At 66.6% G+C, this 26,951-nt stretch carries 23 protein-coding genes, 1 tRNA gene and 1 pseudogene; 7 read left to right on the forward strand and 18 right to left on the reverse strand.

Translation table 11 applies throughout. The features are described 5' to 3' along the window. Nucleotides 1–6: 6 nt before the first annotated feature. The 4 genes from AC1Q7H_RS02190 to AC1Q7H_RS02205 are packed head-to-tail and all read right to left on the reverse strand — an operon-like array spanning nt 7 to nt 3,889. Nucleotides 7–810 (reverse strand): phosphoadenylyl-sulfate reductase, encoded by an 804-nt coding sequence (locus tag AC1Q7H_RS02190; protein WP_211980195.1) that lies wholly within the window; start codon nt 808–810, stop codon nt 7–9. Beyond that, nucleotides 807–1,388, reverse strand: a complete 582-nt coding sequence (locus AC1Q7H_RS02195; protein WP_153953769.1) for a DUF934 domain-containing protein — start codon at nt 1,386–1,388, stop codon at nt 807–809. The genes AC1Q7H_RS02190 and AC1Q7H_RS02195 overlap by 4 nt, the downstream gene beginning before the upstream one ends. Before the next feature lie 16 nt (nt 1,389–1,404). Further along, nucleotides 1,405–3,087 carry a nitrite/sulfite reductase gene (locus tag AC1Q7H_RS02200; protein ID WP_013957832.1) on the reverse strand — a complete coding sequence of 561 codons (1,683 nt, stop codon included), beginning with the start codon at nt 3,085–3,087 and terminating at the stop codon, nt 1,405–1,407. Nucleotides 3,088–3,115: 28 nt separating this feature from the next. Next, nucleotides 3,116–3,889: a sulfite exporter TauE/SafE family protein gene (locus AC1Q7H_RS02205; protein WP_013957833.1), complete on the reverse strand. Its 774-nt coding sequence runs from the start codon at nt 3,887–3,889 to the stop codon at nt 3,116–3,118. Between the two features lie 165 nt (nt 3,890–4,054). On the opposite strand from AC1Q7H_RS02205, the gene AC1Q7H_RS02210 reads away from it, so the two are divergent. From AC1Q7H_RS02210 to AC1Q7H_RS02225, 4 genes are all read left to right on the forward strand, one after another. After that, nucleotides 4,055–4,996: a CysB family HTH-type transcriptional regulator gene (locus tag AC1Q7H_RS02210; protein WP_211980196.1), complete on the forward strand. Its 942-nt coding sequence runs from the start codon at nt 4,055–4,057 to the stop codon at nt 4,994–4,996. Nucleotides 4,997–5,085: 89 nt separating this feature from the next. Continuing rightward, nucleotides 5,086–6,249 carry a methyltransferase gene (locus AC1Q7H_RS02215; RefSeq protein WP_211980197.1) on the forward strand — a complete coding sequence of 388 codons (1,164 nt, stop codon included), beginning with the start codon at nt 5,086–5,088 and terminating at the stop codon, nt 6,247–6,249. 85 nt (nt 6,250–6,334) lie between these two features. Further along, on the forward strand, nt 6,335–7,501 hold the full coding sequence (locus AC1Q7H_RS02220; protein WP_492377823.1) for an ABC transporter substrate-binding protein: 1,167 nt from the start codon (nt 6,335–6,337) through the stop codon (nt 7,499–7,501). After that, a complete protein-coding gene (locus AC1Q7H_RS02225; protein WP_371827377.1) occupies nt 7,485–8,411 on the forward strand; it encodes an NAD(P)-dependent oxidoreductase in 927 nt (308 codons plus the stop codon). The genes AC1Q7H_RS02220 and AC1Q7H_RS02225 overlap by 17 nt, the downstream gene beginning before the upstream one ends. A gap of 22 nt (nt 8,412–8,433) precedes the next feature. On the opposite strand, the gene AC1Q7H_RS02230 is transcribed toward AC1Q7H_RS02225, so the two are convergent. Next, nucleotides 8,434–9,354, reverse strand: coding sequence for an alpha/beta hydrolase (locus AC1Q7H_RS02230; RefSeq protein ID WP_211980200.1), 921 nt, complete (start codon nt 9,352–9,354; stop codon nt 8,434–8,436). Between the two features lie 160 nt (nt 9,355–9,514). Here AC1Q7H_RS02230 and AC1Q7H_RS02235 point away from each other — a divergent pair. Beyond that, a tRNA-Leu gene (locus tag AC1Q7H_RS02235) sits at nt 9,515–9,599 on the forward strand. 226 nt (nt 9,600–9,825) lie between these two features. Here AC1Q7H_RS02235 and AC1Q7H_RS02240 read toward each other — a convergent pair. The 8 genes from AC1Q7H_RS02240 to wecB all read right to left on the reverse strand — a co-directional run bounded on the left by AC1Q7H_RS02240 (nt 9,826) and on the right by wecB (nt 18,907). Next, nucleotides 9,826–10,635, reverse strand: a complete 810-nt coding sequence (locus tag AC1Q7H_RS02240; RefSeq protein WP_492380929.1) for a hypothetical protein — start codon at nt 10,633–10,635, stop codon at nt 9,826–9,828. Nucleotides 10,636–10,637: 2 nt separating this feature from the next. Further along, entirely contained in the window at nt 10,638–11,627 is a 990-nt protein-coding gene (locus AC1Q7H_RS02245) for a YaiO family outer membrane beta-barrel protein (protein WP_492380930.1), read from the reverse strand. A gap of 1 nt (nt 11,628) precedes the next feature. Further along, the gene (locus AC1Q7H_RS02250) at nt 11,629–12,633 is read right to left on the reverse strand and encodes a hypothetical protein (protein ID WP_492380931.1); all 1,005 of its coding nucleotides are present in this window, start codon (nt 12,631–12,633) and stop codon (nt 11,629–11,631) included. A gap of 16 nt (nt 12,634–12,649) precedes the next feature. Continuing rightward, entirely contained in the window at nt 12,650–13,684 is a 1,035-nt protein-coding gene (locus AC1Q7H_RS02255; protein WP_492380932.1) for a bactofilin family protein, read from the reverse strand. Nucleotides 13,685–13,731: 47 nt separating this feature from the next. Continuing rightward, nucleotides 13,732–15,258, reverse strand: coding sequence for a glycosyltransferase family 2 protein (locus AC1Q7H_RS02260; RefSeq protein WP_492380965.1), 1,527 nt, complete (start codon nt 15,256–15,258; stop codon nt 13,732–13,734). A 122-nt stretch (nt 15,259–15,380) separates the two neighbouring features. Next, nucleotides 15,381–17,168: a polysaccharide deacetylase family protein gene (locus AC1Q7H_RS02265; protein ID WP_238553087.1), complete on the reverse strand. Its 1,788-nt coding sequence runs from the start codon at nt 17,166–17,168 to the stop codon at nt 15,381–15,383. A gap of 130 nt (nt 17,169–17,298) precedes the next feature. Further along, nucleotides 17,299–17,643, reverse strand: a complete 345-nt coding sequence (locus AC1Q7H_RS02270; protein ID WP_492380933.1) for a hypothetical protein — start codon at nt 17,641–17,643, stop codon at nt 17,299–17,301. Between the two features lie 79 nt (nt 17,644–17,722). After that, the gene (gene wecB, locus AC1Q7H_RS02275) at nt 17,723–18,907 is read right to left on the reverse strand and encodes a non-hydrolyzing UDP-N-acetylglucosamine 2-epimerase (RefSeq protein WP_492380934.1); all 1,185 of its coding nucleotides are present in this window, start codon (nt 18,905–18,907) and stop codon (nt 17,723–17,725) included. A gap of 1,027 nt (nt 18,908–19,934) precedes the next feature. On the opposite strand from wecB, the gene loiP reads away from it, so the two are divergent. Together loiP and AC1Q7H_RS02285 are read left to right on the forward strand one after the other, a co-directional pair. Then, a complete protein-coding gene (gene loiP / locus AC1Q7H_RS02280; protein ID WP_013957847.1) occupies nt 19,935–20,678 on the forward strand; it encodes a metalloprotease LoiP in 744 nt (247 codons plus the stop codon). 95 nt (nt 20,679–20,773) lie between these two features. Then, a pseudogene (locus AC1Q7H_RS02285) lies at nt 20,774–21,097 on the forward strand (SMP-30/gluconolactonase/LRE family protein); the annotation flags it as partial. A gap of 42 nt (nt 21,098–21,139) precedes the next feature. Here AC1Q7H_RS02285 and hutG read toward each other — a convergent pair. The 5 genes from hutG to hutU are packed head-to-tail and all read right to left on the reverse strand — an operon-like array spanning nt 21,140 to nt 26,947. Continuing rightward, entirely contained in the window at nt 21,140–21,952 is an 813-nt protein-coding gene (hutG, locus tag AC1Q7H_RS02290; protein ID WP_013957849.1) for an N-formylglutamate deformylase, read from the reverse strand. Between the two features lie 33 nt (nt 21,953–21,985). After that, nucleotides 21,986–23,392 (reverse strand): formimidoylglutamate deiminase, encoded by a 1,407-nt coding sequence (locus tag AC1Q7H_RS02295; protein WP_492380935.1) that lies wholly within the window; start codon nt 23,390–23,392, stop codon nt 21,986–21,988. Further along, entirely contained in the window at nt 23,389–24,651 is a 1,263-nt protein-coding gene (hutI, locus tag AC1Q7H_RS02300) for an imidazolonepropionase (protein ID WP_492380936.1), read from the reverse strand. Before hutI ends, AC1Q7H_RS02295 begins: the two co-directional genes overlap by 4 nt. Continuing rightward, nucleotides 24,648–25,250 carry a HutD/Ves family protein gene (locus AC1Q7H_RS02305; RefSeq protein ID WP_013957852.1) on the reverse strand — a complete coding sequence of 201 codons (603 nt, stop codon included), beginning with the start codon at nt 25,248–25,250 and terminating at the stop codon, nt 24,648–24,650. The genes hutI and AC1Q7H_RS02305 overlap by 4 nt, the downstream gene beginning before the upstream one ends. Beyond that, entirely contained in the window at nt 25,247–26,947 is a 1,701-nt protein-coding gene (gene hutU, locus AC1Q7H_RS02310; protein ID WP_013957853.1) for a urocanate hydratase, read from the reverse strand. The genes AC1Q7H_RS02305 and hutU overlap by 4 nt, the downstream gene beginning before the upstream one ends. Nucleotides 26,948–26,951: the final 4 nt, after the last annotated feature.

Below are 26,951 nucleotides of genomic sequence, written 5' to 3' on the forward strand. Positions count from 1 at the left end.
CCGGCCTCAATGCTTGATGTTCTGTTCGTGGAGCCCGCACTCTTTCGAGTCCTTGCTCTCCCACCACCAACGTCCCGCACGGACATCCTCGCCCGCGCGCACGGCACGCGTACACGGCTCGCAGCCGATGCTCGGGTAGCCCTTGGCGTGCAGGTCGTTGATGGGCACGTTGTGGCGCCTCAGGTAGGCCCACACTTCGGCCTCGCTCCAGTCCGCCAGCGGGTTGAATTTGGGGATGCCGCGGGCCTCGTCCATTTCCTCGAACGGCAGCTCGGCGCGCGTCACGGCCTGCTCGCGGCGCTGGCCGGTCATCCAGGCGTCGGCGTGCGACAGCGCGCGGTTGAGCGGCTCGACCTTGCGGATGCCGCAGCATTCCTTGCGCAGGTCGATGCTGTCGTAGAAGCCGTTCAGGCCATTCTTCTTCAGGTAGTTCTCGACGGCCTCGGCGTCCGGCGTGAACTGCTCGATGCTGTAGCCGTAGTGCGACTGCACCTTGTCAAGCACCGCCAGCGTCTCGGCGTGCAGGCGCCCGGTCTGCAGCGTGAACACGCGGATGCCGGCGCGCACGGCTTCGGTGCCGCGCAGGATCGCGTCGGTCAGCACCATGTCCTCGGCCGCCAGGCTCGAGGCAAAGCGCGCGCGAAAGAAGCGTGCCGCGATGCCCGCCAGGCGCTCGCCCAGCTCGCGCTCCTTCTGCTCCAGCGCTGCGATGCTGCCGGTGTATTCCGGCGCAACCCACAGCGCGGGCGGACGCAGCGCCGACGCCGCACCGGCGTCGACCACGGCGATGTCGCTCAGCACCGTGCTCATGCCGCTTCCTTCGGTTGCGCGCCAACCTCTGCCCGCGCGCGGCGGAACAGCGGCAGCGGCTCATCCACCGAAGCCTGGTAGGTCACGGTGAACTCGGTGAAGCCCTTGACGGCGTCGTCGATGTTCTTGTCGGCGCGTACCGCGAAGGCGTCGAAGCCGCAGCGCTTCATGAAGTTGAGCTGGTCGCGCAGCACGTCGCCGATGGCGCGCAGCTGGCCCTTCCAGTGGTAGCGGGTGCGCAGCAGGTAGGCCGTGGAAAAGCCGCGGCCATCGCGGAACACCGGGAAGTCCACCGCCACCAGCGCCACGCGCGCGAAGTATGCCTCGGCATCGCCCGGCTCGTCTTCCGGGGCCAGCCACACGCCGGTGCGGGCCGCATCGCGGCCGGCCAGCAGCGCTTCGTTGGCCTTGAACACCGACAGCGGGAACAGCACCGCGTCCTGGCTTTGCACGGCCGCGGCGATCTGCTCGTCGGTCAGCGGCTGCTCGGCGGTGCCGCGCAGCACGGTCCAGGCGTCATCGACGATGACGGGGGCGACGGTAGCGCCGTCCTGTTGCAGTTGAATGATCTTTGCCATGTTCAGTCTCCGGTCCTCAGGCTTCAGCGCGCTCGCGCGGCTGCTTGTCGGCATAAACGCGCTCCTTGAACGGGGCGATGCCGATGCGGGACAGGGTTTCGATAAAGCGTTCGTCTTCGATGCGGTTGGCCACGAAGGTGTCGATGATGCGGCTCACCACCTCGGGCATTTCCTCGGCGCTGAACGACGGGCCGATCACCTTGCCCAGCGCTGTCTGGTTGCCCTGGGCGCCGCCCAGCGTGACCTGGTACCACTCCGAACCATCCTTGTCGACGCCCAGCACGCCGATATTGCCGACGTGGTGGTGGCCGCAGGCGTTGATGCAGCCCGAAATGTTCAGCGAGATCTCGCCCAGGTCATAGACGTAGTCGAGGTCGTCGAAGCGGTCCTGGATCGCCTGCGCGATGGGGATCGACTTGGCGTTGGCCAGCGAGCAGAAATCGCCGCCCGGGCAGGCGATGATATCGGTCAGCAGGCCGATATTCGGGGTGGCGAGGCCGGCCTTCTTGGCCAGTTGCCACAGCGCGTACAGGTCCTGCTTCTTCACGTCCGGCAGGATCAGGTTCTGCTCGTGCGCCACGCGCAGCTCGCCGAAGCCGAACTGGTCAGCCAGGTCGGCCACGGCTTCGATCTGCGCGTCGGTGGCGTCCCCCGGGGGCGAGGCCACGCCCGGCTTGGTCGACAGCGTCACCGCGGCGTAGCCCGGCACCTTGTGGCCGTGCACGTTGCGGCTGACCCAGCGCGCAAAGGCCTTGTCTTCCAGCAGATGGTTCTCGTACGAAGCGTCGGTGTCGGCAAGCTTTTCATAGGCGGGCGGCGTGAAGTACTGCGCCACGCGGTCGAACTCGGCCTGCGTCAGCGTGGCCGGGCCGTCCTTGCTGTGCTGCCACTCTTCCTCGACTTCCTGCGCGAACTTGTCCGCGCCGATGGCCTTCACCAGGATCTTGATGCGCGCCTTGTACTTGTTGTCGCGGCGGCCATAGCGGTTGTACACGCGGATGGCCGACTCAACGTAGGACAGCATGTGCTGCCACGGCAGGTCGTCCTTGATGATCGTGCCCAGGATCGGCGTGCGGCCCAGGCCGCCGCCGGCCAGGATGCGCAGGCGCGTTTCGCCTTCGGCGTTCTTGTAGGCGTAGATGCCGATATCGTGCATCTGCACCACGGCGCGGTCATTGGCCGAGGCCGAGATGGCGATCTTGAATTTGCGCGGCAGGAAGGCGAATTCCGGCTGGAAGGTGCTCCACTGGCGCAGCAGCTCGGCCAGCACGCGCGGGTCCACCGACTCGTCCGGCGCCACGCCGGCGAAGTGGTCGGTGGTGATGTTGCGCACGCAGTTGCCCGAGGTCTGGATGGCGTGCATCTCGACGCTGGCCAGCTCGGCCAGCACGTCAGGCACGCGCTCCAGTTCCATCCAGTTGTACTGGATGTTCTGGCGCGTGGAGAAGTGGCCATAGCCGCGGTCGTACTCGCGCGCGATATGGCCCAACTTGCGCATCTGCTTCGACGACAGCAGGCCGTACGGAATCGCCACGCGCAGCATGTAGGCATGGCGCTGCATGTACAGGCCGTTCTGCAGGCGCAGCGGCAGGAATTCTTCCTCGGTCAGCTCGTCGGACAGGCGGCGGCGCACCTGGTCACGGAACTGGGCGACGCGCTCGGCGACGATGCGCTGGTCATATTGGTCGTACTGATACATGGCGGGGTCCGTTCAGTATTCGTTGAATTCAGGAAACGAGCTTGATGGCGACCAGCGTCAGCGTGGTCGCCAGTGCGGCACGCACCAGCCGTTCGGGCAGCGCCCGCGACAGTTGCGCGCCCAGCCAGATGCCGGGGATCGAACCCACCAGCAGCGCCAGCAGCAAATTCCAGTCGACCGTGCCAAGCCACACATGGCCCAGCCCGGCAAGCGCCGTCAGCGGGACGGCGTAGGCAATGTCGGTGCCGGCCACTTCAGCCGGCTTCATATGGGGGTACAGCAGCAGGATCAGCGTGGCGCCAACGGCGCCGGCGCCGATCGACGACACCGTCACCAGCACGCCGATCACGGCGCCGACGGCGATGGTGGCAATGACCTGGGCGCGGCCGTGCAGCTGGAAGCGCGGATTGCGTTCCAGCCAGGCCAGCATCTGCTTGCGGAACAGCAGCGACAATACGGTCAGCAGCACCGACACGCCGATGGTCAGGCGGATCGCATGCAGCCACTGGGCGTTGAGCTCGCCGGCGCTCTTCAGCACCAGGATGGCGGCCACTGCCGCCGGCAGGCTGCCGATGCACAGGCGCCGCACCACCTGCCACTGCACATGGCCGTGGGCGCGGTGCGCGATGGTGCCGAAGCCCTTGGTGATGGCCGCGAAGGCCAGGTCAGTGCCGACCGCAGTGGCCGGCGAGAAGCCGAACAGCAGCGTCAGCAGCGGCGTCATCAACGAGCCCCCACCCACCCCGGTCAGACCGACGAGGACGCCTACAAACAGACCGGAAACGGTATAGGCAACAGACATGGGGGACTCGGTGGGGCCTGGCCCGTGGATCTCGCATCACAAAGTGGCTGCTGCGAGAAGACGCACGGAGGGCTGGCCATTAATTAACAAAGTTCGAGAATCGTAATAAACTGGCCTCATACCTCAAACTAATAAGAAGTTGTTTGTTTATACGAACCCAGATATATGAACCTGCACCAGTTTCGCTTCGTGCGTGAGGCCGTCCGGCAGAACTACAACCTGACTGAGGCCGCAAAAGCGCTCTACACGTCACAACCCGGCGTGTCCAAGGCCATCATCGAACTGGAAGAAGAGCTGGGCGTGGATATCTTTACCCGCCACGGCAAGCGCATCCGCAGCCTGACCGAGCCGGGCCGCCGCATCCTGAGCTCGGTCGAGAAGATCCTGCAGGAAGTGGAAAGCCTGAAGCGCGTCGGCATGGACTATGCGGCACAGGACCAGGGCAACTTCACCATCGCCACCACCCACACCCAGGCGCGCTACGCCCTGCCACGGGTGATCAGCGAGTTCACCAAGCGCTACCCCAAGGTGCGGCTGTCGATCCAGCAGGGCAACCCGGCGCAGATCGCCGACATGCTGCTGCACGACCAGGCCGATATCGGCATCGCGACCGAAGGCATCTCCGCCGACAAGAACCTGGTGTCGCTGCCGGGCTACCAGTGGACCCATATGGTGATTACGCCACCCGAGCATCCGCTGCTGGACAAGAAGCACCTGGCGCTGGAAGACCTGATGGGCTACCCGCTGATCACCTACGATGCCAACTTTGCCGGTCGGACCAAGATCGACAAGGCCTTCGCGCTGCGCCACCTGGAGCCGGACATCGTACTGGAGGCGATCGACGCGGACGTGATCAAGACGTATGTCGAGATCGGGCTGGGCGTGGGCATCGTCGCCGGCGTCGCCTATGATGCCGAGCGCGACCGCAACCTGCGCGGCATCCCGGCCGGCCACCTGTTCGGCAGCAACGTGACGCACCTGGCCGTCAAACAGGGTGCCTACCTGCGCAGCTTTGTCTACACCTTCATCGAGCTGTTCTCGCCGACGCTCAACCGCAAGCTGGTTGAGCAGGCCATGTCCGGCGAACACGAAGCCTACGAACTCTGAGGTCGGCCCCCACCGCCGCCTCTCTCTATATAAGAAGCAAACCCAACCATGCATCTGCTGCCCATCAAGCCCTGCCGGCCGGAGGCCCTGTGAGCGACCTGCCCCGCATTCACTGGACTGAGGACGGCGTCGAGCGCAGCGCCGCCTGGCGCTCTGAAGCCGGCCTGCCGCCGCCGCGCCGCGTGGTCATCGCCGACGACACCACCAGCGCCGACACCGCCTACCGCCTGGCCTGCGAAGGCACCGCGCTGCTGTGGCGAGGCGACTTCCAGAACGCGCGCCAGCTGCTGCACGCGCTGGCCCGCCGCACCGAGCGCAAGCCCAAGAAGGCCAGCCGCCCCGGCCAGAAAGCCAAGGACAAGGCCAAGGGCGGGGCCGCTTCGCCGACCGAGGCCTTCAACCTGCACCGGCTGGCCCAGTCGCAGCGCGCCCGCACGCTGGGCATGCTGCTGCTGCCGTTCGAGGCCAGCCACGAGGTGCCGCTGCGCCGCGCGCCGGATGTGCGCGACGCCTGCGAACAGGTCTATGGACCGGCCAGCGAGCCCTACGTGGCGTCGATGCGCGAGCTGCTGGGCATGATCGGCGCCTATGAATGGCGCAAGAAGGGCGTGGAGATCCCGGCGCTGGAAGACCGCATCCACCCCTGGTACGGCGTGTTCTCGCCGGTGCGCGGCGAGTATGTCGACCTGATCGCGGCCGAGCCGCTGCCGGCCAAGACCCTCGCCTTCGATATTGGCACCGGCACCGGCGTGCTGGCCGCAGTGCTGGCCCGCCGCGGCGTGCAGCGCGTGGTCGCCACCGACCAGGACCCGCGCGCGCTGGCTTGCGCGCGAGAGAACATCGCCCAGCTTGGCTACGCTGGCGAGGTCAAGATCGTCCAGGCCGACCTGTTCCCCGAAGGCCGGGCGCCGCTGGTGGTGTGCAACCCGCCCTGGGTGCCGGCCCGGCCCAGCTCGCCGGTCGAGCGCGCGGTCTACGACCCGGACAGCGCCATGCTGCGCGGCTTCCTGCAGGGGCTGGCCGAACACCTGGCGCCGGGCGGCGAAGGCTGGCTGCTGCTGTCGGACCTGGCCGAGCATCTCGGTTTGCGCCCGCGCGAGGAACTGATGGGCTGGATCGACGCCGCCGGGCTGAAGGTGCTGGGCCGCTCCGATATCCGCCCGCGCCACCCGCGCGCGACCGATGCCGCCGACCCGCTGCATGCGGCGCGTTCCGCCGAAGTGACCACGCTCTGGCGCCTGGGCGCGCGCTGACCAGCACGGCCGCGGCGGGGCGCAGGCGTGCCCCGCCGGCCGAGTTCGGCTATCCTTCCCGTCACATATAAGAACGGAGGAGACGATGCTGACACTGCCCCTGCGCCCCCTGCTGCTGGCCGGCGCCCTGCTCTTCACCAGCGCCGCCGCGCGCGCCGACATCCGCGTCGGCATCGATGTGTCCACCACCGGGCCGGCGGCCTCGATCGGCATCCCTTCCAAGAACACCGTGCTGATGTGGCCGCAGACGCTGGGCGGCCAGAAGGCGCACTACGTGATCCTGGACGACGGCACCGATCCGGCCGCGGCGGTGCGCAACGTGCGCAAGCTGATCTCTGAAGAAAAGGTCGACGTGATCGTCGGCCCCAACATCACCCCCACCGCCATCGCCGCGCTCGACGCCGTGGCCGAGGGCGAGACCCCGATGGTGGCACTGGCCGCCTCGGCCTCCATTGTCGAGCCGCAGACCGACGCCAAGCGCCGCTGGGCCTTCAAGATGCCGCAGAACGACTCGCACATGGCGACCGTGCTGACCGAGTACATGAGCAACCACGGCGTCAGGACCGTCGGCTTTATCGGCTTTGCCGACGCTTACGGCGAAAGCTGGTGGCGCGAATTCTCGAAGCTGGCCGAGGTGCGCAAGATCAAGGTGGTCGCCAACGAGCGCTTCTCGCGCAACGACACCTCGGTGACCGGGCAAGTGCTCAAGCTGCTGGCGGCCAACCCGGACGCGATCCTGATTGCCGGCGCCGGCACGCCGTCCGTACTGCCGCAGAAAACGCTGGGCGAGCGCGGCTACAAGGGCAAGGTCTACCAGACCCACGGCATCGCCACCTGGGACTTCCTACGCATGGGCGGCAAGGATGTGGAAGGCACGCTCTTCCCGACCGGGCCGGTGGTGGTCGCGCGCCAGCTGCCCGAGAGCCACCCAGTGCGCAAGGTGGCGCTGGACTTCGTCAACCGCTACGAAAGCAAGTACGGCGCCGACAGCGTCACGCAGTTTGCCGGCGACGCCTGGGGCGCGTGGATGCTGCTGGACGACGCCGCCCGCCGCGCGCTGAAGACCGGCGCCCAGCCCGGCACGCGCGAATTCCGCGCCGCCATGCGCGACGCGCTGGAAGCCACCACCAATCTCACCATCCCCAACGGCGTGATGAACCTGAACCCGAAGGACCACCAGGGCTTCGACCAGCGTTCGCGCGTGATGGGGGTGATCCGCAACGGCAAGTTCGCCTATGCGGGCGATAAGTAGCCCGCCGTATCAAGAAAGGAAGCATGGCATGAGCACCACTCTCACCCCCACCACCGTCGCCTTCATCGGCCTGGGCGCCATGGGCTCGCACATGGTCCGCCACCTGCTGGCCGCCGGCCACACCGTGCGCGCCTTCGTGCGCCGCCCGGAAGCGGCCGAGGCCGCGCGCGCGCTGGGGGCGGAACCCTTCTTCACCCCGGCCGAAGCGGCGCGCGGCGCCAGCGTCGTCTTCACCAACGTGACCTCGTCCGAAGACGTGCGCGAAGTGCTGCTGGGCGAGCAGGGCGTGGTCCACGGCGCGGCGCCGGGCACCATCTGCGTGGACCACAGCACCATCTCGCCGATCGTCACGCGCGAGATCGCCGCGGCGCTGGCCGCGCGCGGCATCGAAGCGCTGGACTGCCCGGTCTCGGGCGGCACCATGGGCGCCGAGGCGGGCACGCTGACCATCATGGTCGGCGGCAAACCCGAGATGCTGGAGCGCGTGCGCCCGCTGCTGCAACGGCTGGGCAAGACCATCACCCATATTGGCGACCACGGCGCGGGCCAGGTTGCCAAGCTGTGCAACCAGATCGCGCAGGTGGTCAATATCGAAGGCATTGCCGAGGCCATGCGTTTTGCCGCCGCGCAGAACGTCGACACCGGCCGCGTGTTCGAGGCCATGGCGACCGGCATGGCCGGCAGCCGCATGCTCGACCTGATGGGCCCCAAGATGGTGGCGCGCAACTTCGCCGCCGGCATCGAGGCGCGGCTGCACGACAAGGACTTCGGGCTGGCGCGCGATATCGCCGAAGAAATCGGCCTGGACCTGCCCGCGATGCAGGCCACCTCGGCGCAGCTGCGCACATTGATGGCCAACGGCTGGGGCAAGGACGATACCTCGTCGCTGCTGCGCGTGCTGGAGGGCTGACGCCCTTGCGCCCGGTGCGCGCTCAGCGCTCCATCAGCCGCAGCACCGCGCGCGTCAGGGCACCGTCCGGGCTGGCAAAGCTGTCCAGCACATTGAAGTGATGGCAGTCCGGCAGCACCAGGTCGCTCGCGGCCGGATGCGCCACCTTGGCCGGCCACGCCGCGCGGATCAGCGCGTGCTGGCGATGGTATTCGGCGGCCTCGAGTTCCCCCACCGCGATCGCCAGCGGGGCACCGCTGGCCGGCGGCATATACGCGGGTGACAGCCGCGCGACATCGTCTTCCGAGAACCGCAGGTCGCGCTGCAGGAAGGCCGCACGCCGCAGCGGCTCCATGTCGTATAGCCCGCTGACCGACAGCCCGCCCTTGACCAGGTCGGCCGGCAGGTCCGCACCCAGCTGCGGCCAGCGTGCGGCCATCAGCATCGCCACCAGGTGGCCGCCGACGGAATGCCCCGCCAGGAAGAGCTTGTCCGGATCATGGCCCAGCCGGTCCGCCTGCCGGTACAGCCAGGCGACGCTGCGCAACACCTGCCGCACGATCTCCGGCACCGTCACCGCAGGCACCAGCGTGTAGTTCACCACCGCCACCGCCACCCCCAGCGCCGGCAGCGCGCTGGCGGCAAAGCTGTGGTCGTGCTTGTCCAGCGCCCGGTAGTAGCCGCCGTGCACGAAGACCAGCAGCGGCGGCAGCGCCCCGTTGGCCCGCTGCGCGGGGAAGTAGTCCAGCGTCTCGCCCTGCGCATGGCGCGAGTCATCGCCGGCATAGCTCAGGTCCGCCAGATAGGGGCTGCGTGCGCGCACCCCGGCGGACCACTGCGCCCAGCGCGCCATATGCACTGCGTTGTCCGGCACATTGGCGCGGTTGTTGTATTCCCGGTCATAAAAGCCGGGGTCCTGCGAAGGCAGGCTGGCGAGGCGCGCCAGCGAAGCTTGATTGGTCATGGCGGTCGGGGGTGATCGGGACGATGGGCGTGTGAGAGGCTGGGCGCCATGCTACCGGATTTGCGCGGCCGCTGATGTGCCCGGCGCCGGTTGTCCGACGCCAGGATTTCCGGCATAATTCCCGGCTCAGCACGGCACCGGTTCCGGCGCCGTACACCCTGCCCGGGTGGTGAAACAGGTAGACGCAGGGGACTCAAAATCCCCCGCCGCAAGGCGTGTCGGTTCGAGTCCGACCCCGGGCACCATCAGCTTAGGCGCAAAGCCTTATCCCATAAGCCTTTCCGGGCGGGTCGGCGGTGTTTCTGTGGCAACTTCCGTGGTAAGTTGCCCATGTTAATCAAACGCGGCGTCATTTCCATCACCTTGAAATGCTGCCACCAGCGCTCAGGGTCTCTTACCCCCCTCAGGAGCGCTGGACGAGACCGCAGAGGCCGCGCTGTAGCGTCTGCATGCCGGCAACCCCCTCTGCTTCTAAAGCGCGCTGCGATCAATCCTCTCCCAACTCATTGCCCACCCATACAAGGCAATACACCCAAATACCAGCATCGTAGGCCCGAACACAAACGACAGCAGCGGCATCATCAACAGCGAACAGCTCACCATCAGATAAACGTGCAGCGCCAGCTGCATCGGCACCGCGATCATGACAAACACAAGCGTGAGCAGCGTCAGGAAGATCTTCTTAGGCCACGAGAAGTCAAAGATGTAGTAGACCAGCGCATGCGCCCACGGCAACAGAAACAAAAGGCTGGCGCAGGTCTTCACGCCGTTGTCCACATATCTGCTGGCCGTGTACGGAAAACTCTGCGGCGCCACCGCGAAGAACAGCAATGCCGTGGCCTCAATGAACACGGCGAACAGCAGGAAGTACCGCAGCGGCAGGTACAGGTCCCGTATCCGCAACGCCATCAGGCAGACGGCGAGCGTCGCGATCAGCGTCACGAACCAGGTCAGTACGTCTGGCACCGTCGCAACGACGTTGGTGTAGGGCAGGTTGAAGTCGAACCATGCCACCCGCGTCAATTGTTCAATGACGACGCCATCGATGCCGAGCTTGTCGATCCAGAAGCGCAGCACTCCCGCCCATATCCCGCTGATATGGTCGCGCAGCATCCATTCGGCCACATTGAACGCCACGGGCACCAGCAGGACCCCCGCGAGTGCGGGGACGGACAGGGTCAGGTGGTCAAGCGAACGATGCCTGGCCAGGCACAGGATGGTCAGGCCAAGAGCGTTGCTCTGGTCGCGTGTGGCTGCGGTGTGCCCGGCAGGGTGCGTCATGGCTAGAACTCCGCGAAGACCCCCACTTCTGCTTGCTTGCGCGTGTAGGAGGGGTTGTCGTAGTAAATGGCGCGCAGGTTTATCCCATAGCGTTTGGTGAACCATTTGCGCCAGGTCAGCGAGACCTCATGGCTGTTGAAGTCGCTCAGCAGGGTCTGCGCGCCGGTGAGCTGGTAGGCTTCGCTGCCGCCGTCATATTTCAGGGTAATGTACTGGTCCTTGTCGCGGCCGTAGGTGACGGCGACGATGCCGCGATTGGAGCGGATATTGCCGGGATCGCTGCGGTTCAGCCGCGCACCCAGCTGGACGATCCAGGGGGCGTCGAAATAGTAGGTCAAGCCGAGCAGCAAGGTCTTGTCGGTATAGACCTCTTTGGCGCGGTAGTAGGTGAAGCCGGCGCTCACGACCAGGTTCTTCTTTTCGAGCAGTTTGCGGAACAGCATGCCGTCGGTTCGAAACTGGGGCAGGAAGAAGCCGCCCGCGCTGGTGCCGGCGCTCAGGAAGCCGTACCAGTTCTCGTCAAAGGTGCGCGTGTAGCCCAGGCCGAAGAACGTGCCCTGGTCCCCGAAGTGGTTCTGGTGGCTGATTTCGCCGGTCACGTAGTCCTTCGGGGTAAAGTTGACCCCGCCTCGCAGGTACTGGTCGTTCCAGCTGGCATTGTCGCCGGTGAGGTTGGCGTGGCCGAGGCCGCCTTCAATGAAACCGGTGAGCAAGGGAGCGAACGTCCTGGGTGCGGTGGCTTCTGCCTGTGCGCGGACATCGGTGGCGGCAAGCAGTGCCAGCATGCCCAGAAGGGGCAGGGCCCGAGCGCCGTGGGTTCTGGTATCCGAGAGCTTCGCCATGCGTATCCTGTCGATCGTGTCGATGTCGCACAGAGGGTCCCGCGAGGATCCTCCGGCCCGCAAGCTGCTGTTGAACCATACACTGCTTCGCAGTGAGCAGTCGATAATGCTTCCCTCGGTATTGGCGCGTTTCGCATGGACGTGATGCAAATCAGCGACACCGCATGCCCGGGGAAGGTGGCGCCAGCGCCTGCTCCGGACTCAGGCGTGCCTCGAACGCCAGGTACAGTGCCTCCTCCAAGACATTCCAGTGCTTGCCATGGCGGAACTGGATGGATCGTATGCGCCAGCACGCGATCGCGTCCTTGTCTCCCATCTTGTCGGCTACCAGGGCCACCAGCCCCCAGGGGAAATCGACTTCGGACATCTGCAGCCAGGCCATGCGGTTCTCCTTCATCCACAAGTAGTAGGCCGCGGCATGGGGCCGGCTGGCCGGCTTGATATCGGCCAGGATGGGGAAGATCTGCGCTACGGCGTCGGGATAGAACGCCGCCTGGTCGCGTGGCTGGGTGCTGACCAGGTAGCCCTGGTTGGGGCGCCAGAACACGCGCAGGATGTCCTTGTCGAGCTGTTCGGCCTTGCGCATCCAGCCGGCGGCACCTACGGCGTCTCCGTGGCGCTGGCGATAGTCGCTGGCGGCCTTGAAGGCGCTTGAGACTTCCACGTTGTCCATCAGCAGGGCCACCGGTAGCTTGGCCGAGATCAGGTAGACCCCGGAACCCGGGTCGCGCAGTGTGTCCAGGTGCCGGCTGGCCTTGTCGAAGCTGGCCTGCCACGCAGGGGGCATGCCCTTGGGCGGCGCGGAACGGACCAGCAGTTCCATCCAGGCCGCCATCAACGCGTCGTCGGCGTCAGCCTCCTGGCAGGAGACGAAGCGCTGGCCCTTCATGCAGTAGCGGTCGAAGCGGCCGTCGGCGAGCTGGCGCGGAAGCAGCCATGCGATCCAGCGGGTTGCGGCGGTTTTCGTGGTCATGCCCGCGTCTTGCGCGGCCAGCAGTGACTTGGCTGCAAAGTAGGGATCGATCGAGTCGCCATTAAAGTAGGTCGTGATCGCCCCGTCGGGACGCTGGTAGTCAGCCAGCACAAGCTCGGCGGCGCCGGCCGGCTGGTGAACGCATGCGGCAATCACGAGGAGCAGCGAAAGCAAGGTTTTCATGGTGTGCAGGGCTGTGTCATGGGCTGGCCACCAGGCCATCGGACACGACCCTTCCTTCCTCCGGGGCGCACGCCGCGCCATGAACCACGGTACCGGCGCAGACGTGAAGCACCGGCGCCACCAGGGTAGTGCGCTTGTCCGCAGCGCCGATCGTGCAGCGCGCCCCGACATCGATTTCGCGCTCGGCAGCCACCGGGCCGGCGATGACGCATTCACGGGCCACGGAAATGGTGCCCGCCGCAATCAGTGCGCCGTCGATGCGCACCCGCGCGCCCAGCCAGATGCTGCCACTTGCCTTGACGCTGCCGATAATGCGCGCGCCGGTGCCGAGCCACAGGTCGCCATGCACGACAAGGTCGCCGCGATACAGGGTGTTGGCGGGAAACGTCAGATCGCGCGTTACCAGCCAGCGGCCGTCAGCGGCTTCGTCGGGAGCCATGACGGCATGTGCCCAGTCTCCCCCCGCCGGGGCGGTGGCGTCCATGCCGGGCGGCGCGGCAAGGTGACGCGGCCCGAACCCGATCACCGAGGCGCTGACCGAAGTGAACTCGCATTCGTCTTCGAGGCGGATCGAATACAGGGCTGAAACCGGTCCGAGCAAGCGGCACTGCGGTTCGACGTGGATGCTGCGCGCGTGTGCCCAGCGCTGCAGCTCGCTGGCGCCGCGCATCAGGATCTCGCCTTCGGACAGCAGCACCTGCATGCGATTGAGCCGGCCTGTGGAGATCCCGCGCCGGCCGTAGATGTCGCGGGAGAACGTATAGTTGTCCGGTAGCACCAGCGATCCGCTGGTGACGATGGTGCGCGCGCAGACGCCGATGAACGCCTCCGCCGCCGTCGGCATGAACGTGCCGGTCACGTGGACGACAGGCCGCAAGGCGCTGACCGGGTGCGCCAGGCCATGCAGACCTGACGTCTCGTCCTGCCGCTCGACCATCGCGCGAAAGACCGCGGCCACGGCCGCAACGTCCAGCGTGTGTTCGCCATCGATCGCCAGCGGACGGATGTCGCGCCGGCGCCGCCATTCAAGCACCGCCGGCAGCAGCGGCAATGCGAAGACCAGCATGGTGAGAGTGCCTAGCAGCAAGGGCCACACGCTCAGCTCCTCTGTCGATAACGCGCTGTCTTGTCCCACCGCAGTTCGCGGCGGAGCAGGTAATCGAAAACGATCTGGCCGATGATGGCGCGCGACACGGTCAGCATGCTGACCAGGAAGCCGAAATAATTCAGCGGCAGCAGGCGGATGCGTTCGCGGGTGCCATCCAGGTGCACGGCGGCAGCGATCTCGAAGAAGGCGGCGAAGTTGCCCAGCGTCCCGTACGACATCAGCGCGAACAGGATCACGGCTTCACCGAACAACGGCAGGCCGCCGGCATAGAAGAGCAGGATCGCCAGCAGCCAGCCGAACAGCATCAGCGGCGCCATCATGTAGATGCCGAGCAGCGCCACGCCGTCGATCTTCTCGAACAGCCCGTGGTGCCGGCACGCTGCCATCTTCCAGCCGTGCCGATAGAGCGCCTGGTTGTGGCCCTTGGTCCAGCGCATGATCTGCCGCACCCGCACGGGCCAGGTCTCGGGCACCTCTTCATAGCACTCCGACCAGTTCTGGTAGACCGTCTTCCAGCTGGCCAGCAGCAGCCGGTAGGTCAGGTCGGTGTCTTCGGCCAGCACATCGTCGTGCCAGCCGCCGACGCTGCGCAGCGCCCGCATCCTGACGCCGCCGACGGTGCCGCCATACTGGGGCACCAGGTCCAGGTTCATTCGGGCCTGCTGATCCACCTGGTAGCCGCCGGAGCGCTCCAGGTCGAGCAGCCGCGTCAGCAGGTTGCTGCCGAGGTTCATCGGCACCACGCGGCCCATGGTCGCGCCGACTTCGGGGTCGAAGAACGGTGCCACCAGTTGCTTGAGCAGGCCCACCGGCGGCAGGTAGTCGGCATCGAACACGACAATGATGTCGCTGGCGACAGCGTCGCTCGCATCCTTGAGCGCGGCGGCCTTGCCGGGCTTGCCGCCGGTGCGGTGAAATGGGGTGATGCGTCCGGGGTACTGCTGCACGAAGTCGTCGATGATCTCGCGCGTGCGGTCACAGGAGCGGTCGTTGACGGGCATGATGGTGAGCCGGTCGACGGGATAGTCCGCGTGCAGCAGGCACGTCAGCGAACCGGCGATCACCGCCTCTTCGTTGTGCGCCGCGACCAGCACGGTCAGGGTAGGCCAGTCTGCGATATCGATGTCCAGGTACGGGTGGCGCTGCCTGCCGAACAGCCGGTTCAGCGTGAACAGGTAGTGGCGCACGGCATAGAAGATCACCAGGCCGACGATCAGCAACAGCATGACCGTCAGCGGCGGCACGATCGCCTGCGCGTCCTCGTGCAACGGCGCTTTCGGCGGCGCGGGCTTGGGCCAGGGGCGCGGGCGCAGCGCCGGCTCCCGCCGGCCATCGTCTTCCAGCGTGTCCGGCCTTGCCATCGCAACTTCCATCGCAGCGCTGCCGGGGTCGGCGTCAGCAAGCTTTACGGATTTTCTTGGCAGTGGTTTGAGGGCGGCTTCGGGGGCTCCGGATCCGCGGACGAAGGCCTCTCCCCTCACGGGAGTTTCCGTGGCCTTCGCGTCGGGCGCGGGCATGGTGAAGACCAGCAACCCGCTCAGTGAGAGGAACAGGCGATACGCCAGGCGCATGCTCAATGACCTCCGTCTATGTTTTCATCTTGGAGGCTGGCCGTGCTCCCCCAGCCAGCCCCTGCGCATTACAGCTTGCCGGCGACGAATGCCAGCGAGGTGCCTCCTTGCGATGTCACGATCCAGTTGGCCGAATCCCATGTCACCGTGGCGAGTCCCTGCGTCACCACCGGCTGGGCATAGCCGGTGCGCGGCAGCACCCACGCCATGTCGGTCAGGTCGGTCGGGTGGCTGGCCTGGAACGACCATGCGTTGCCGGTATCGGTGGCCTGCCAGGTGGTCTGCTGGCGCCGCTGGCTGAACTGCGCCAGCGTATCCATCGTGTACCAGCTGAACAGTCCGCTTGCCTTCACGTTGTCCGCCTTGTTGAAGATGACGTTGAGCGTCTTCGGGTATTGGATAGCGCCCACCGGGTGCATGTAGATCAGCCGGCTGGTGCGGTTCTTCGCCACGAAATCGATCAGCTGCTTGTACCAGGTGTTGATGTCGGCCACGGGCACGTTGAATTCCTCGAACTCTTCGAACGTCGCGTACTGGCCGAACGGCATCACCGGGAAGGCGCGGATGGTGTTGTTCGTCAGCACGCCATTGCGATAGCTGCGCGTCGGCGCCATCCCGGTGTGGCCCAGGAAGTAGTAGCCGGTGTTGCCGTTGGCTTCGAGCCAGTTGAGCGACCACTGCGGCGTATTGCCTTCCGGCGCGGCATACTCGACCGCGGCGCGTCCGGTCACGCCTTCCACGCTCTGCTTGTTCATCACCAGGTACTGTTCGAAGGTGGACTGGTTGGTCTCGCTGGCGTTGGCACCCCAGTAGTCGTGGATCCATCCGCCATGACTGCCGATCTTGTGCCCCTTCGATTGCAGGGACAGCATCAGATTCTTTGCCGCGGTGTTCTGCGACAGGTTGATGCCCTTGGCGTCGCCGAAGTTGATCTGGTCAGGGCCCGCAGTCACGGAAATGGAGAACGGGCTATTGCTACTGTCGAAGGTGCCCCAGGTATTCATTTCCGCCGCAGGCGCGATCTGGTCGCCGGCGCAGAAGTGCCAGTTCAGCACCAGCCCGCCGCGCGCCTTGGGCTGCGCCGAAAGCCGCGCCGTCTTCATCAGGTTGCCGCCGAAGTAGCGCAGGAAGCCGTGCATCAGCATGCCGTCGGTCTGTCCCTTCAGGTAGGCGAGCGGCAGGTTGACGAACAGCACGCTGCCTGAGCCGAAGTTGCGCAGCCCTGCCACCAGCCCGAAGTTGGGCGACGTGATCAGCGCGGAGCCTGTATAGGTGCCCTGCGTGACGAAGCTCGGATAGATCAGGAAGCCATAGACGTAGCCCGAGATGCCTTCGATGGGAGGCGTCGTGCTCGCGTCCCACAACATCGACTTGCCCGGGGGCACCTGCAGCGTCCTGAGCGTGGTGCCCAGCGCGGTGATTGGCCCGACGCCGATCATGTTGCCGAGCAACTGGTCATAGAGCACGTAGTCGACGCCGGCAAGGTTGCTGAGCCGGCTCTTCTGCGGCGCGTAGAAGCCGGTAGGGGTCAGCGCGCCGAAGTCGTAGACCAGCATCAGCTTGCCGCCCTGGCTGGTGTAGGTCTCCAGCGCCGCGATCAGCGCATCGCTGGCCTTCACGTGCACTTGGTCCGGCAGGATCACGCCCGAGAACTGCGCCGGGGTCGTGCCTTGCTGGAACTGGGTGTCCGTGATGACGGTGATCTTCAGGCCTTCTTCCTGGGCCCCGTCGAGCCAGGCCGACACGCGCGGATCGGGAAGGGAGAAGCCGTCCGGCACCAGCAGTGCGATCTGATTGGTGGCGGCGTGCGAGATTGCCGGCAAAGCGAGCACCAGTGCCAGGCATAGCTGAAGCACCAGGACGCTGCTTCGCCGCAGCAGTGAATAGGATTGGTAGAGCACGGTCTTCTCCCAGCGCGATGACTACAAGTTGCCTCGGCGTGCAAGACGCTGCGGCGCATCGACGTACGCGAGCATGCAGAGCCCGTCAGTCCGGCTCGGCTCCAGGCGCCGGCGCGAGCGTGTATGTGCCCGCCTTCACCTTGGCTCCGGCCTTTAGCTTCTTGGGCTTCTTCGCCTTCAGCTCATCCTTGAGGGCCTTGAGGGTTACCTTGCTCCCCTTCTCCGCCTCGTACGCAAAGTCGATCTGGAAGCTGTGGTCATAGCCCAGCAGCCCGCCGGGATCCGCCGGACTCGCGGGGAGATAGAGCGGGGTCTCGGCCGCGGCCGCAGCGGCGTCCGCGGTCAGGGCGGCATGGGCGGCGGGTGCCGATGCCAGGACACCCGCGACAGCAAGCGCGGTTGCCGCTGCTGCAATACGTGAGAGCCTCATTGCCTTTGCTCCTGCTTATAGAGCGGCCAGACAGAAGTTGAACTTTTGCGCTGAACCGCTGGTTTAGCTTGGTGCTGCGCTACAGGCTGACGACGCCGGCATCGACCGACGCATCGCCGCACTCCGCATACGTGTCCGGGCGTTCCGCCAGCAAGGCAACGACAATGCGTTCGCTGGCGTGGCCGTCGCCGAACGGGTTGTGGGCGCGCGACATGCAGGCGTATTCCTCGGGGTCGTTCAGCAGCCGCTCCGCGGCGGCGATGAGGCGTTCCGGGTCCGTACCCACCAGGCGCGCGGTGCCGGCGGCCAACGCTTCGGGCCGCTCGGTGGTTTCTCGCGTCACCAGGACCGGCTTGCCCAGGGCCGGCGCCTCTTCCTGAATGCCGCCGGAATCGGTGACGATCAGGTAGGCGCGCGACATCAGGAACACGAAAGGCAGGTAATCCTGGGGCTCGATCAGGTGGATGTTCGGGTGTCCGCTCAGGATCGCGTGCACGGGCTCCTGCACGTGGGGGTTGAGGTGCACCGGATAGATGATCTGGATATCCGCATTGCGGTCAGCCAGCATGCGCAGCGCCGTGAACAGGCGCTCGAACGGCGGGCCGAAGTTCTCGCGCCGGTGTCCGGTCACCAGCACCAGCCGCCGCGACTCGTCGAGGAAGGGGTACTGGCCGGCCAGCCGGCACCGCATGTCCGCATCGGCGTCCAGCCAGCCCTTGACCTGGAGCAGGGCATCGATACCGGTGTTACCGGTCAGGCTGATGCGGACCGGATCGACGCCTTCGCGCAACAGGGTTTCCTGTGCCTGCTGCGTTGGCGCGAAATGCCAGGACGCCATCACGTCGGTCACGCGCCGGTTCATCTCTTCCGGCCAGGGGGCACTTAGATTGCCGGTGCGCAGTCCCGCTTCGACGTGTCCGATGGCCACATTGCGATAGAACGCGGCGAGCGTGGCGGCGAGCGTGGTGGTGGTGTCGCCATGGACCAGCATGGCATCGGGCAGGAAGCGATCCAGCACCGAGTGAACGCCCGAAAGCACGCGCGTCGTAATGTCGGACAGGCTCTGACCCTGGCTGATGACGTTGAGGTCGAAGTCCGGCGCGATCTCGAAGAGCCGCAGTACCTGGTCTAGCATCTGCCGGTGCTGGCCGGTCACGCAGACCCGCAGGTCGAAACTGCCCGACTCCCTGAGCCGATGAATCAGCGGTGCCATTTTGATGGCCTCAGGGCGGGTCCCGAATACAGCCAGAACTTTCTTCGGCATGTGGGTCTCTCTCGGCTCGCAAGGATTCTTGTCGGTGCGTTGGCTGGCGACTGCTTTCGATCGCCTGGTCCTCACGTTCCTGCAGGAATGGCGCCGTGGCTTGCGTCAGCTAACCTGATCGGCGCTTCGTGATGTCCCGGACGTGCACACCACGACGTAGGAGAGCGACGCCTGTGCCATCGACCTGTAGCCCATTGAATTCATTGGGAATTCTTCGATGTCGACAAGAGCAAGCGCCGACCTCGGACGCTCTTGCGGTTGCAGAGTTGTTACTTATTCCGCCACGCCCGTCGGGATATCGACCTCAACGCGTGGCCAATGCTGCACCGCACAGGACTTCACCTCCGCGATAAGTGGCATTGGAGGCGGCGGGCGCCATGGACGCTTCGCCATGTCAGGTATCGGGTGCCGCGGCTGGGAGTGCACCACGCTTGTTGCGACCTTGCCGGTGTGATAACGGGGCAGGATGAGAGCGGTGGGAAGGGTGGGCGACAAATGGAGCGCCTTAATCCGGCGGCCTAGGCCAAAAAGTTGATTGACGCGGGGAAGGCCTTATGCAGTAGCCATGAAACTCATTCATTTGGCTCAGGCTGGTAGGAATGAGCCTGCCCGGCTGAGAGGTTTCAAGAATGAAACATCGTGCAGATCAGTATTAAATTAAATTAATAACATCGCTAACAATGCTTATTTGTGCTCTTTTATGCGCACGAGATGTTACTGCCATTTCTGTCAGAAATTAGGGAAATGAAAAAGCGGCCGGCAGCCCGATGCCCGGCGGCCCGGCAGGCCGGCATCAGAGCCGCCCGCCGGTCGCGGCCTTGCGGCTTCTCCACTCAATCCAGCTTGGCCGCCTTGGCGTCAAATATCACATTAAGGTAGGCGTCCTGCCATATTGGCAGGCCCGGTCTTCATCAGGTGTCATACGCGCCACTTTCACGCCAAACCTGTCGGACGGCGCCCACTGGCGCGCCCTCGCCCGGCTTCCTATCCTATGGCATTGCCAACCCCCCCGTTCCCGGAGCAACCCATGAAGCGACTCGCCCTTTCCGCCCTTGCCTGTTCCGCGCTGCTGGCCGGCTGTGCCGGCGCCGATATGGAAAGCCTGACGCAGGCCGGCGGCAGCCTCTTTACCGCCGCCACGCTGTCGGACAGCAACGTCAAGACGCTCTCCGACCAGTCCTGCGCGGAAATGGACCAGAAGAACACCATCGCGCCGGCGGACAGCACCTACGCCAAGCGCCTGGCCAATGTGATGAGCGGGCTGGGCAACACCGGGCTGCCACTCAATGCCAAGGTGTATATGACCAAGGACGTCAATGCCTGGGCCATGGCCAACGGTTGCGTGCGGGTCTACAGCGGCCTGATGGACCTGCTCAGCGACGATGAAGTGCGTGGCGTGGTGGGCCATGAGATCGGCCATGTGTCGCTGGGCCATACCAAGGCCGCGATGCAGGTGGCCTACACCACGGCGGCGGCGCGCGGGCTGCTGGGGTCGACTGGCGTGGCTTCGCTGACGGCGCTGTCGTCGTCGCAGATCGGCGCGCTCGCCGAGCAGTTCGTCAATGCGCAGTTCTCGCAGCGGCAGGAAACTGCGGCCGACGACTATTCGTTCGACCTGCTGACCAGGAACGGCGCCAACCGCCAGGCCCTGGCGTCGGCGTTCCGCAAGATGTCGACCCTCGATGGCGGACAGTCGAGCATGCTCAGCTCGCACCCGGGATCGCTGGAGCGCGCCAAGCATATCGAAGCCCGCCTGGCCGGCGGGCGCTGACAGCGACGCATTTGCCCTTGCCGCCGCACCCGTTCGGGTGAGGCGGCACCTCCCTCCCGACTGCCCCGCTTCACTTCCCTCGCGCACTGCTCCCGACACCAGCGGCATTGCGCGACGATGGCCATCACCATATCGTCGCCTTCGACGTCGTTGCGGGGCGGGTGCTGGCCAATCCGCGGGTCTTCGCCGTCATCGAGCCCGGACTGCCGGACGGATTCCGCGTCGACCGGCGCGGCTGGCTCTTTACCAGCAGCGCCAGCGGCGTGCATGTCTTCCATCCGGACGGGACACGGCTGGCGCATATTCCCGTGCCGGAGAAGGTCGGCAACCTCGACTTCGGCGGCGCCGAGGGCAATGCGTTGTTCATCGCCGCCAGCACTTCGCTCTACCGCCTGCGGCTTGGTCAGCGCTTGACGTGAGCTTGTCGCGCCGCGCGGCAGCCGTCGTGCCGCGCCAGCGCCCTAGCGCGTTTCGACGAACTCCAGCACCGTCGCCAGCATCCCTCGCAAAGCCGGCTGCAATGCCGCCGCACGCGCCTCGTCGTAGGCGAACGGATACGTCTCGCTCATGTAGGCGACCTGCGACAGCTCGAGCTGCACCGCATGCACGCCGTCCTGCGGCTTGCCGTATTGACGCGTGATATAGCCGCCCTTGAAGCGCCCGTTGAGCACCGCGGTATGACCGGCCACCGCGCCGGCCTGCTCGAGCAACTGATCCGCAAGCGACGCGTCGCAGCTCTCGCCGTTGGCCGTGCCGAGGTTGAAGTCAGGCAGCCTGCCTTCGAAGAAGCGCGGCAGCACCGAGCGGATCGAATGCGCATCCCACAGCGCGACGGTGCCGTGCTCCGCCTTCAGGCGGGCCAGTTCCGCGGCCAGCGCCTCGTGGTACGGGCGCCAGATCGCATCGCGGCGCGCGGCGATTTCCGCATCGTCGGGGCCGTTGCCGTCGGCGTACAGCGGCGTCTTGTCGAAGGTGTCGACCGGGCACAGGCCCGTGGTGTCCTGGCCGGGATACAGGTTGGCGTTGTCGGGCGGGCGGTTCAGGTCGACCACATAGCGCGAATGCGTGGCCACCAGCACCGACGCGCCCAGCTCGCGGGCGAAGCTGTAAAGGCGTTCCAGGTGCCAGTCGGTGTCGGGCACGGTGCGCGCTTCGGCCGTCAGGCGCTGCGAGACCGAAGCCGGCAAGTGCGTGCCGACGTGCGGCATCGATACCAGCAACGGGCGCGTGCCGCGATGCAGGGTGAAGGCGGGGGTGTCGGTGGAGAAGGACATTGTCTTTGCGATGCAGTGGGCGTGCGCCCGGTTTCAGTCGGCCAGCAGGCTGGCGCGCGCCGCGATGAACAGGCGCCCCGCATCCGCCTGCAGCGGATGCGCGCCATGCTGCACGCGGCTGCGTCCGGCGGTGCGGACATCCGCTAGTGTCTCATGACCATGGCAGGCAAACACATGCGTCGCCAGCGCCTGCGGCCCATCGAGGCCCGCCAGCGTCGGATGCGCGCCATCCAGCACCACGAAATCGGCCTGCTGCCCCGGCACAAGCCCCGCCACGGCACGGCTGCTGGCACGCGTGCCACCAGCCACGGCTTCGAGATACAGCCGGTCAGCGACCTGCGCATGCGTGTCGGACGCCAGCACGTTGCGCCGCTGCAGGCCGAGCCGCTGGCCATATTCGAACAAGCGCAGCTCCTCGGCCACGCTGACGCTGGCATGGCTGTCGGAGCCGATGCCCCATGCGCCCTGCTGCGCCAGGTAGGGCGCAGCCTCGAACACGCCGTCGCCCAGGTTGGCCTCGGTGGTCGGGCAAATGCCGGCCACCGCGCCGCTGTGCGCCAGGCGCCGGCGCTCGTCCCAATCCATATGGGTGGCGTGCACCAGGCACCAGCGCGCGTCGACCTGTACATGGTCGAACAGCCACGTCACCGGGCGCGTGCCCGACCACGCGATGCAGTCGTCGACCTCTTTCTGCTGCTCGGCGATATGGATATGGATAGGCGCCTGTGGGTCGATCGCCTGCAGTCCCGCCAGTGCATGCGCGAGGCTTTCCTCCGGCACCGCGCGCAGCGAGTGCGGTGCCAGCCCCAGCCGCGCGCCGGACTGCGCGCACGCGGGGGCCAGCCGTTCCAGCAGCCGGAGCATGGCGTCGGTGTCGTGCAGGAAGCGGCGCTGCTCGGCCAGCGGCGGCTTGCCGCCAAAGCCGGCGGTCTGGTACAGCACCGGCAGCAGCGTCATGCCGATGCCGGTGCGCTGGGCCGCGCGCAGCAGCCGCAGCGACATCTCGGCGGCATCGGCATAGGGCGTGCCGCCCGCATCGTGATGGACGTAGTGGAACTCGCACACGCTGGTGTAGCCCGCACGCAGCATCTCGATATAAAGCTGGGTGGCGATGGCCTCCAGCGTGTCGGGCGAGAGCCGCTGCGCGAAGCGGTACATCAGCGTGCGCCAGCTCCAGAACGAATCGGCACCAGCCGGATCGTCGCCCTGCGGGCGGCTGCGGAACTCCGTCAGGCCGGCGAAGCCGCGCTGGAACGCATGCGAGTGCAGGTTGGGCATGCCGGGCAGCACGGGGCCGGCCGCATGCGGCACGCCTGCGGCCGGCTGTACACCGGTCTGCACGGTGGTGAAGCGGCCCTGCTCATCCCAGGCCAGCAGCACATCGCGCACCCAGCCGGTCGGCAGCAGCGCAAACGGAGCAAAGAGTTGCGTGCCGCTCATGCCGAGGCTCCTTCGTGCGCATGCACTCGCCCTTGCCGCACCACCGTCGCGACCGGGTTGCGGCCGAACCAGTACGCCAGTTCGGCGGGCGAATCGATGCGCCACAGCGCGAAGTCGGCCACGCGCCCCGCTTCCAGCCGCCCGTGGCGATCCGATGCACCCAGCGCACGCGCGGCGTGCAGGGTCACGCCGGCAAGCGCTTCCGGCACGGTCAGGCGGAACAGGGTGCAGGCCATATTCATCATCAGCAGCAGCGAAGTGACCGGCGACGTACCCGGATTGTGATCGGTCGAGATTGCCATCGGCACGCCGTACTGGCGCAGCAGCGCGATCGGCGGCAGGTTGGTGTCACGCAGGAAATAGTAGGCGCCGGGCAGCAGCACCGCCACCGTGCCGGCCTCTGCCATGGCCGCGACGCCGGCCTCGTCGAGATGCTCGAGGTGATCGGCGGACAAGGCGCGGTGGCGAGCGGCGAGCGCGGCGCCGCCGAGGTTGCTCAGTTGCTCGGCATGCAGCTTGACGCGCAGGCCATGGCGCGCCGCCGCCTCGAACACGCGCTCGGTCTGTGCAATCGAAAAACCGATTGATTCGCAGAAGGCATCGACGGTGTCGACCAGCCCTTCCCCGGCCAGTGCCGGCAGCACGGTGTTGCAGACCAGGTCGATATAGTCGTCGGCACGGCCCGCGTATTCCGGCGGCAACGCGTGCGCGCCCAGGAAGGTCGTGTAGACCGAAATCCCGAAGTGCTCGCCAAGCCGGCGCGCCACGCGCAGCTGCTTGCGCTCGGCTTCAAGGTTCAGCCCGTAGCCCGACTTGATCTCGATGGCCGTGACGCCCTCGGCCAGCAGCGACTGCAGGCGCGCGGCGGCCTGGGCAAACAGCGTGTCTTCATCCGCGGCACGCGTGGCGCGCACGGTCGAGACGATGCCGCCGCCGGCGCGCGCAATTTCTTCGTAGCCGGCGCCGGCCAGCCGCATCGCGAACTCGTCTGCGCGCTGGCCGCCGTAGACCAGGTGCGTATGGCAGTCGACCAGCCCGGGCGTGATCCATGCCCCATGGGAATCATGGCGCGCCGCGCCGCGATAGGCATCCGGCAGGTCCGCGGCGGCGCCCAGCCAGGCGATACGCCCATGCTCCACCACCAGCGCGGCGTCGCGGATCGCATTCGCCGGATAGGCATCGGGCAGCAGGTGGCAGTTGTGCCAGACGCCGTCCGCGCTGGGCGCGGACAAGGTTGAGGATCGAGAGGTCAGCGTCATTGACCGGGCTCCGTCTCAAGGGTGACGCACAGGCACAGGGCCGCGTCACCCACAGGTTCAAACGATGGCGTGGATGAGGGTTCGGCAGCGCCGTACAGCGCCCCTTCTCCCGCTTGCAGCAGCAGGCCGGCATCCTGCGCCTGCCATGCGCCGCTGACGGCCAGCAGGCAGACGGCATGGCCGCCGGTGCCAGGCGCAAACCCCTGCCGGAACACCTCGACGCGCGCGCGGCAGTGGCCGCGCCGCGTCATCACGTTGAAGTCGCGCGTGATGCCGTCGATCAGCGTCGCCTGCAGGCTGGTATCGCCGGAGAAGGCGAACGGCTCGCCGATATGTTCAAGGCGGTGGCTGAAGCTGGCGTCGTCCGCACGCAGCGTGACGCCGGCGCCCTCCAGCAACACGATCTGGCGATCAATGCCGGGAAACGCCGAGAACGGCCCGTCCTGCCCGACATCGGCCACGCTCAGCCGCCACACGAAGTCATCCATGCCGGCGCCGGCCGGCCACACCGCGATCTCGCGCGTGTTGCCGCCGCCGTTCTTCCAGCGCGTGGGCGCGATGTCGGCCAGCGCGAACCGTTGAAATAGCGTCAGGCTCATGCGCCCTTCACCATCGGCAGGTTCAGGCCCTTCTCGTGCGCGCATTCGATGGCAATCTCATAGCCCGCGTCAGCATGGCGCATCACGCCGGTCGCCGGGTCGTTCCACAGCACGCGCTCGATGCGCCTGGCCGCGGCATCGGTGCCGTCGCACACGATCACCACGCCCGAATGCTGCGAGAAGCCCATGCCGACGCCGCCGCCGTGGTGCAGGCTGACCCAGGTCGCGCCGCCCGCGGTGTTCAGCAGCGCGTTGAGCAGCGGCCAGTCCGACACCGCATCCGAGCCGTCGCGCATGGCCTCGGTCTCGCGGTTGGGCGAGGCCACCGAGCCGCAATCCAGGTGATCGCGCCCGATCACCACCGGCGCCTTCAGCTCGCCCGACTTGACCATCTCGTTGAAGGCCAGGCCGGCGCGGTGGCGTTCATCCAGACCCACCCAGCAGATGCGCGCCGGCAGGCCCTGGAAGGCGATGCGGTCGTGCGCCATGTCGAGCCAGCGGTGCAGGTGCTTGTCCTCGGGGAACAGCTCCTTCATCTTGGCATCGGTCTTGTAGATATCCTCCGGATCGCCCGACAGCGCGACCCAGCGGAACGGGCCCTTGCCGCGGCAGAACAGCGGGCGGATATAGGCCGGCACGAAGCCCGGGAAATCAAAGGCGTTCTTCACACCCTCGTCGAACGCGACCTGGCGGATATTGTTGCCGTAGTCGACCGTCGGCACGCCCATCTTCTGGAAGTCGAGCATGGCCTGCACGTGCTTCACGATGGACGGACGCGCGGCGGCTTCCACCGACTTGGGATCCTGCGTGCGCGCCGCTTCCCATTGGTCGACGGTCCAACCGGCCGGCAGGTAGCCGTTGACCAGGTCGTGCGCCGAGGTCTGGTCGGTGACGATGTCCGGGCGCATGCCGCCGGCCTGAGCGCGCTTGACCAGTTCAGGCAGGATCTCGGCGGCGTTGCCGAGCAGGCCGACCGAGATCGCCTGCTTGTTCTGCGTGGCCTCGGCGATCATCGCCAGCGCCTCGTCGAGCGTGGTGGCCTTCTTGTCGACATAGCGCGTGCGCAGGCGGAAATCGATGCGCGACTCCTGGCACTCGATCGCCAGCACGCAGGCGCCGGCCAGCACGCCCGCCAGCGGCTGCGCGCCGCCCATGCCGCCCAGGCCCGCGGTCAGGATCCACTTGCCCGACAGGTCGCCGTTGTAGTGCTGGCGGCCGGCCTCGACAAAGGTCTCGTAGGTGCCCTGCACGATGCCCTGCGTGCCAATGTAGATCCAAGAGCCCGCCGTCATCTGGCCGTACATCATCAGGCCGGCGCGGTCCAGTTCGTTGAACTTGTCCCAGTTGGCCCAGTGCGGCACCAGGTTGGAGTTGGCGATCAGCACGCGCGGCGCATCGGCATGGGTGCGGAACACCCCCACCGGCTTGCCCGACTGCACCAGCAGCGACTCGTCCTCACCCAGGCGGCGCAGGCTGTCCAGGATGGCGTCGAAGCACTCCCAGTTGCGCGCCGCCTTGCCAATGCCGCCGTAGACCACCAGGTCCTGCGGGCGCTCGGCCACGTCCGGGTCGAGGTTGTTCTGGATCATGCGGTAGGCGGCTTCGATCAGCCAGTTCTTGCAGTGCAGCTGGCTGCCGCGCGGCGCGCGGATTTCGCGCTGGCCGCGCTGGATGAATTGGTTTTCGTTGGCGTTCATGTCT

This window comes from Cupriavidus sp. GW823-FHT06D04 (assembly GCF_058795055.1).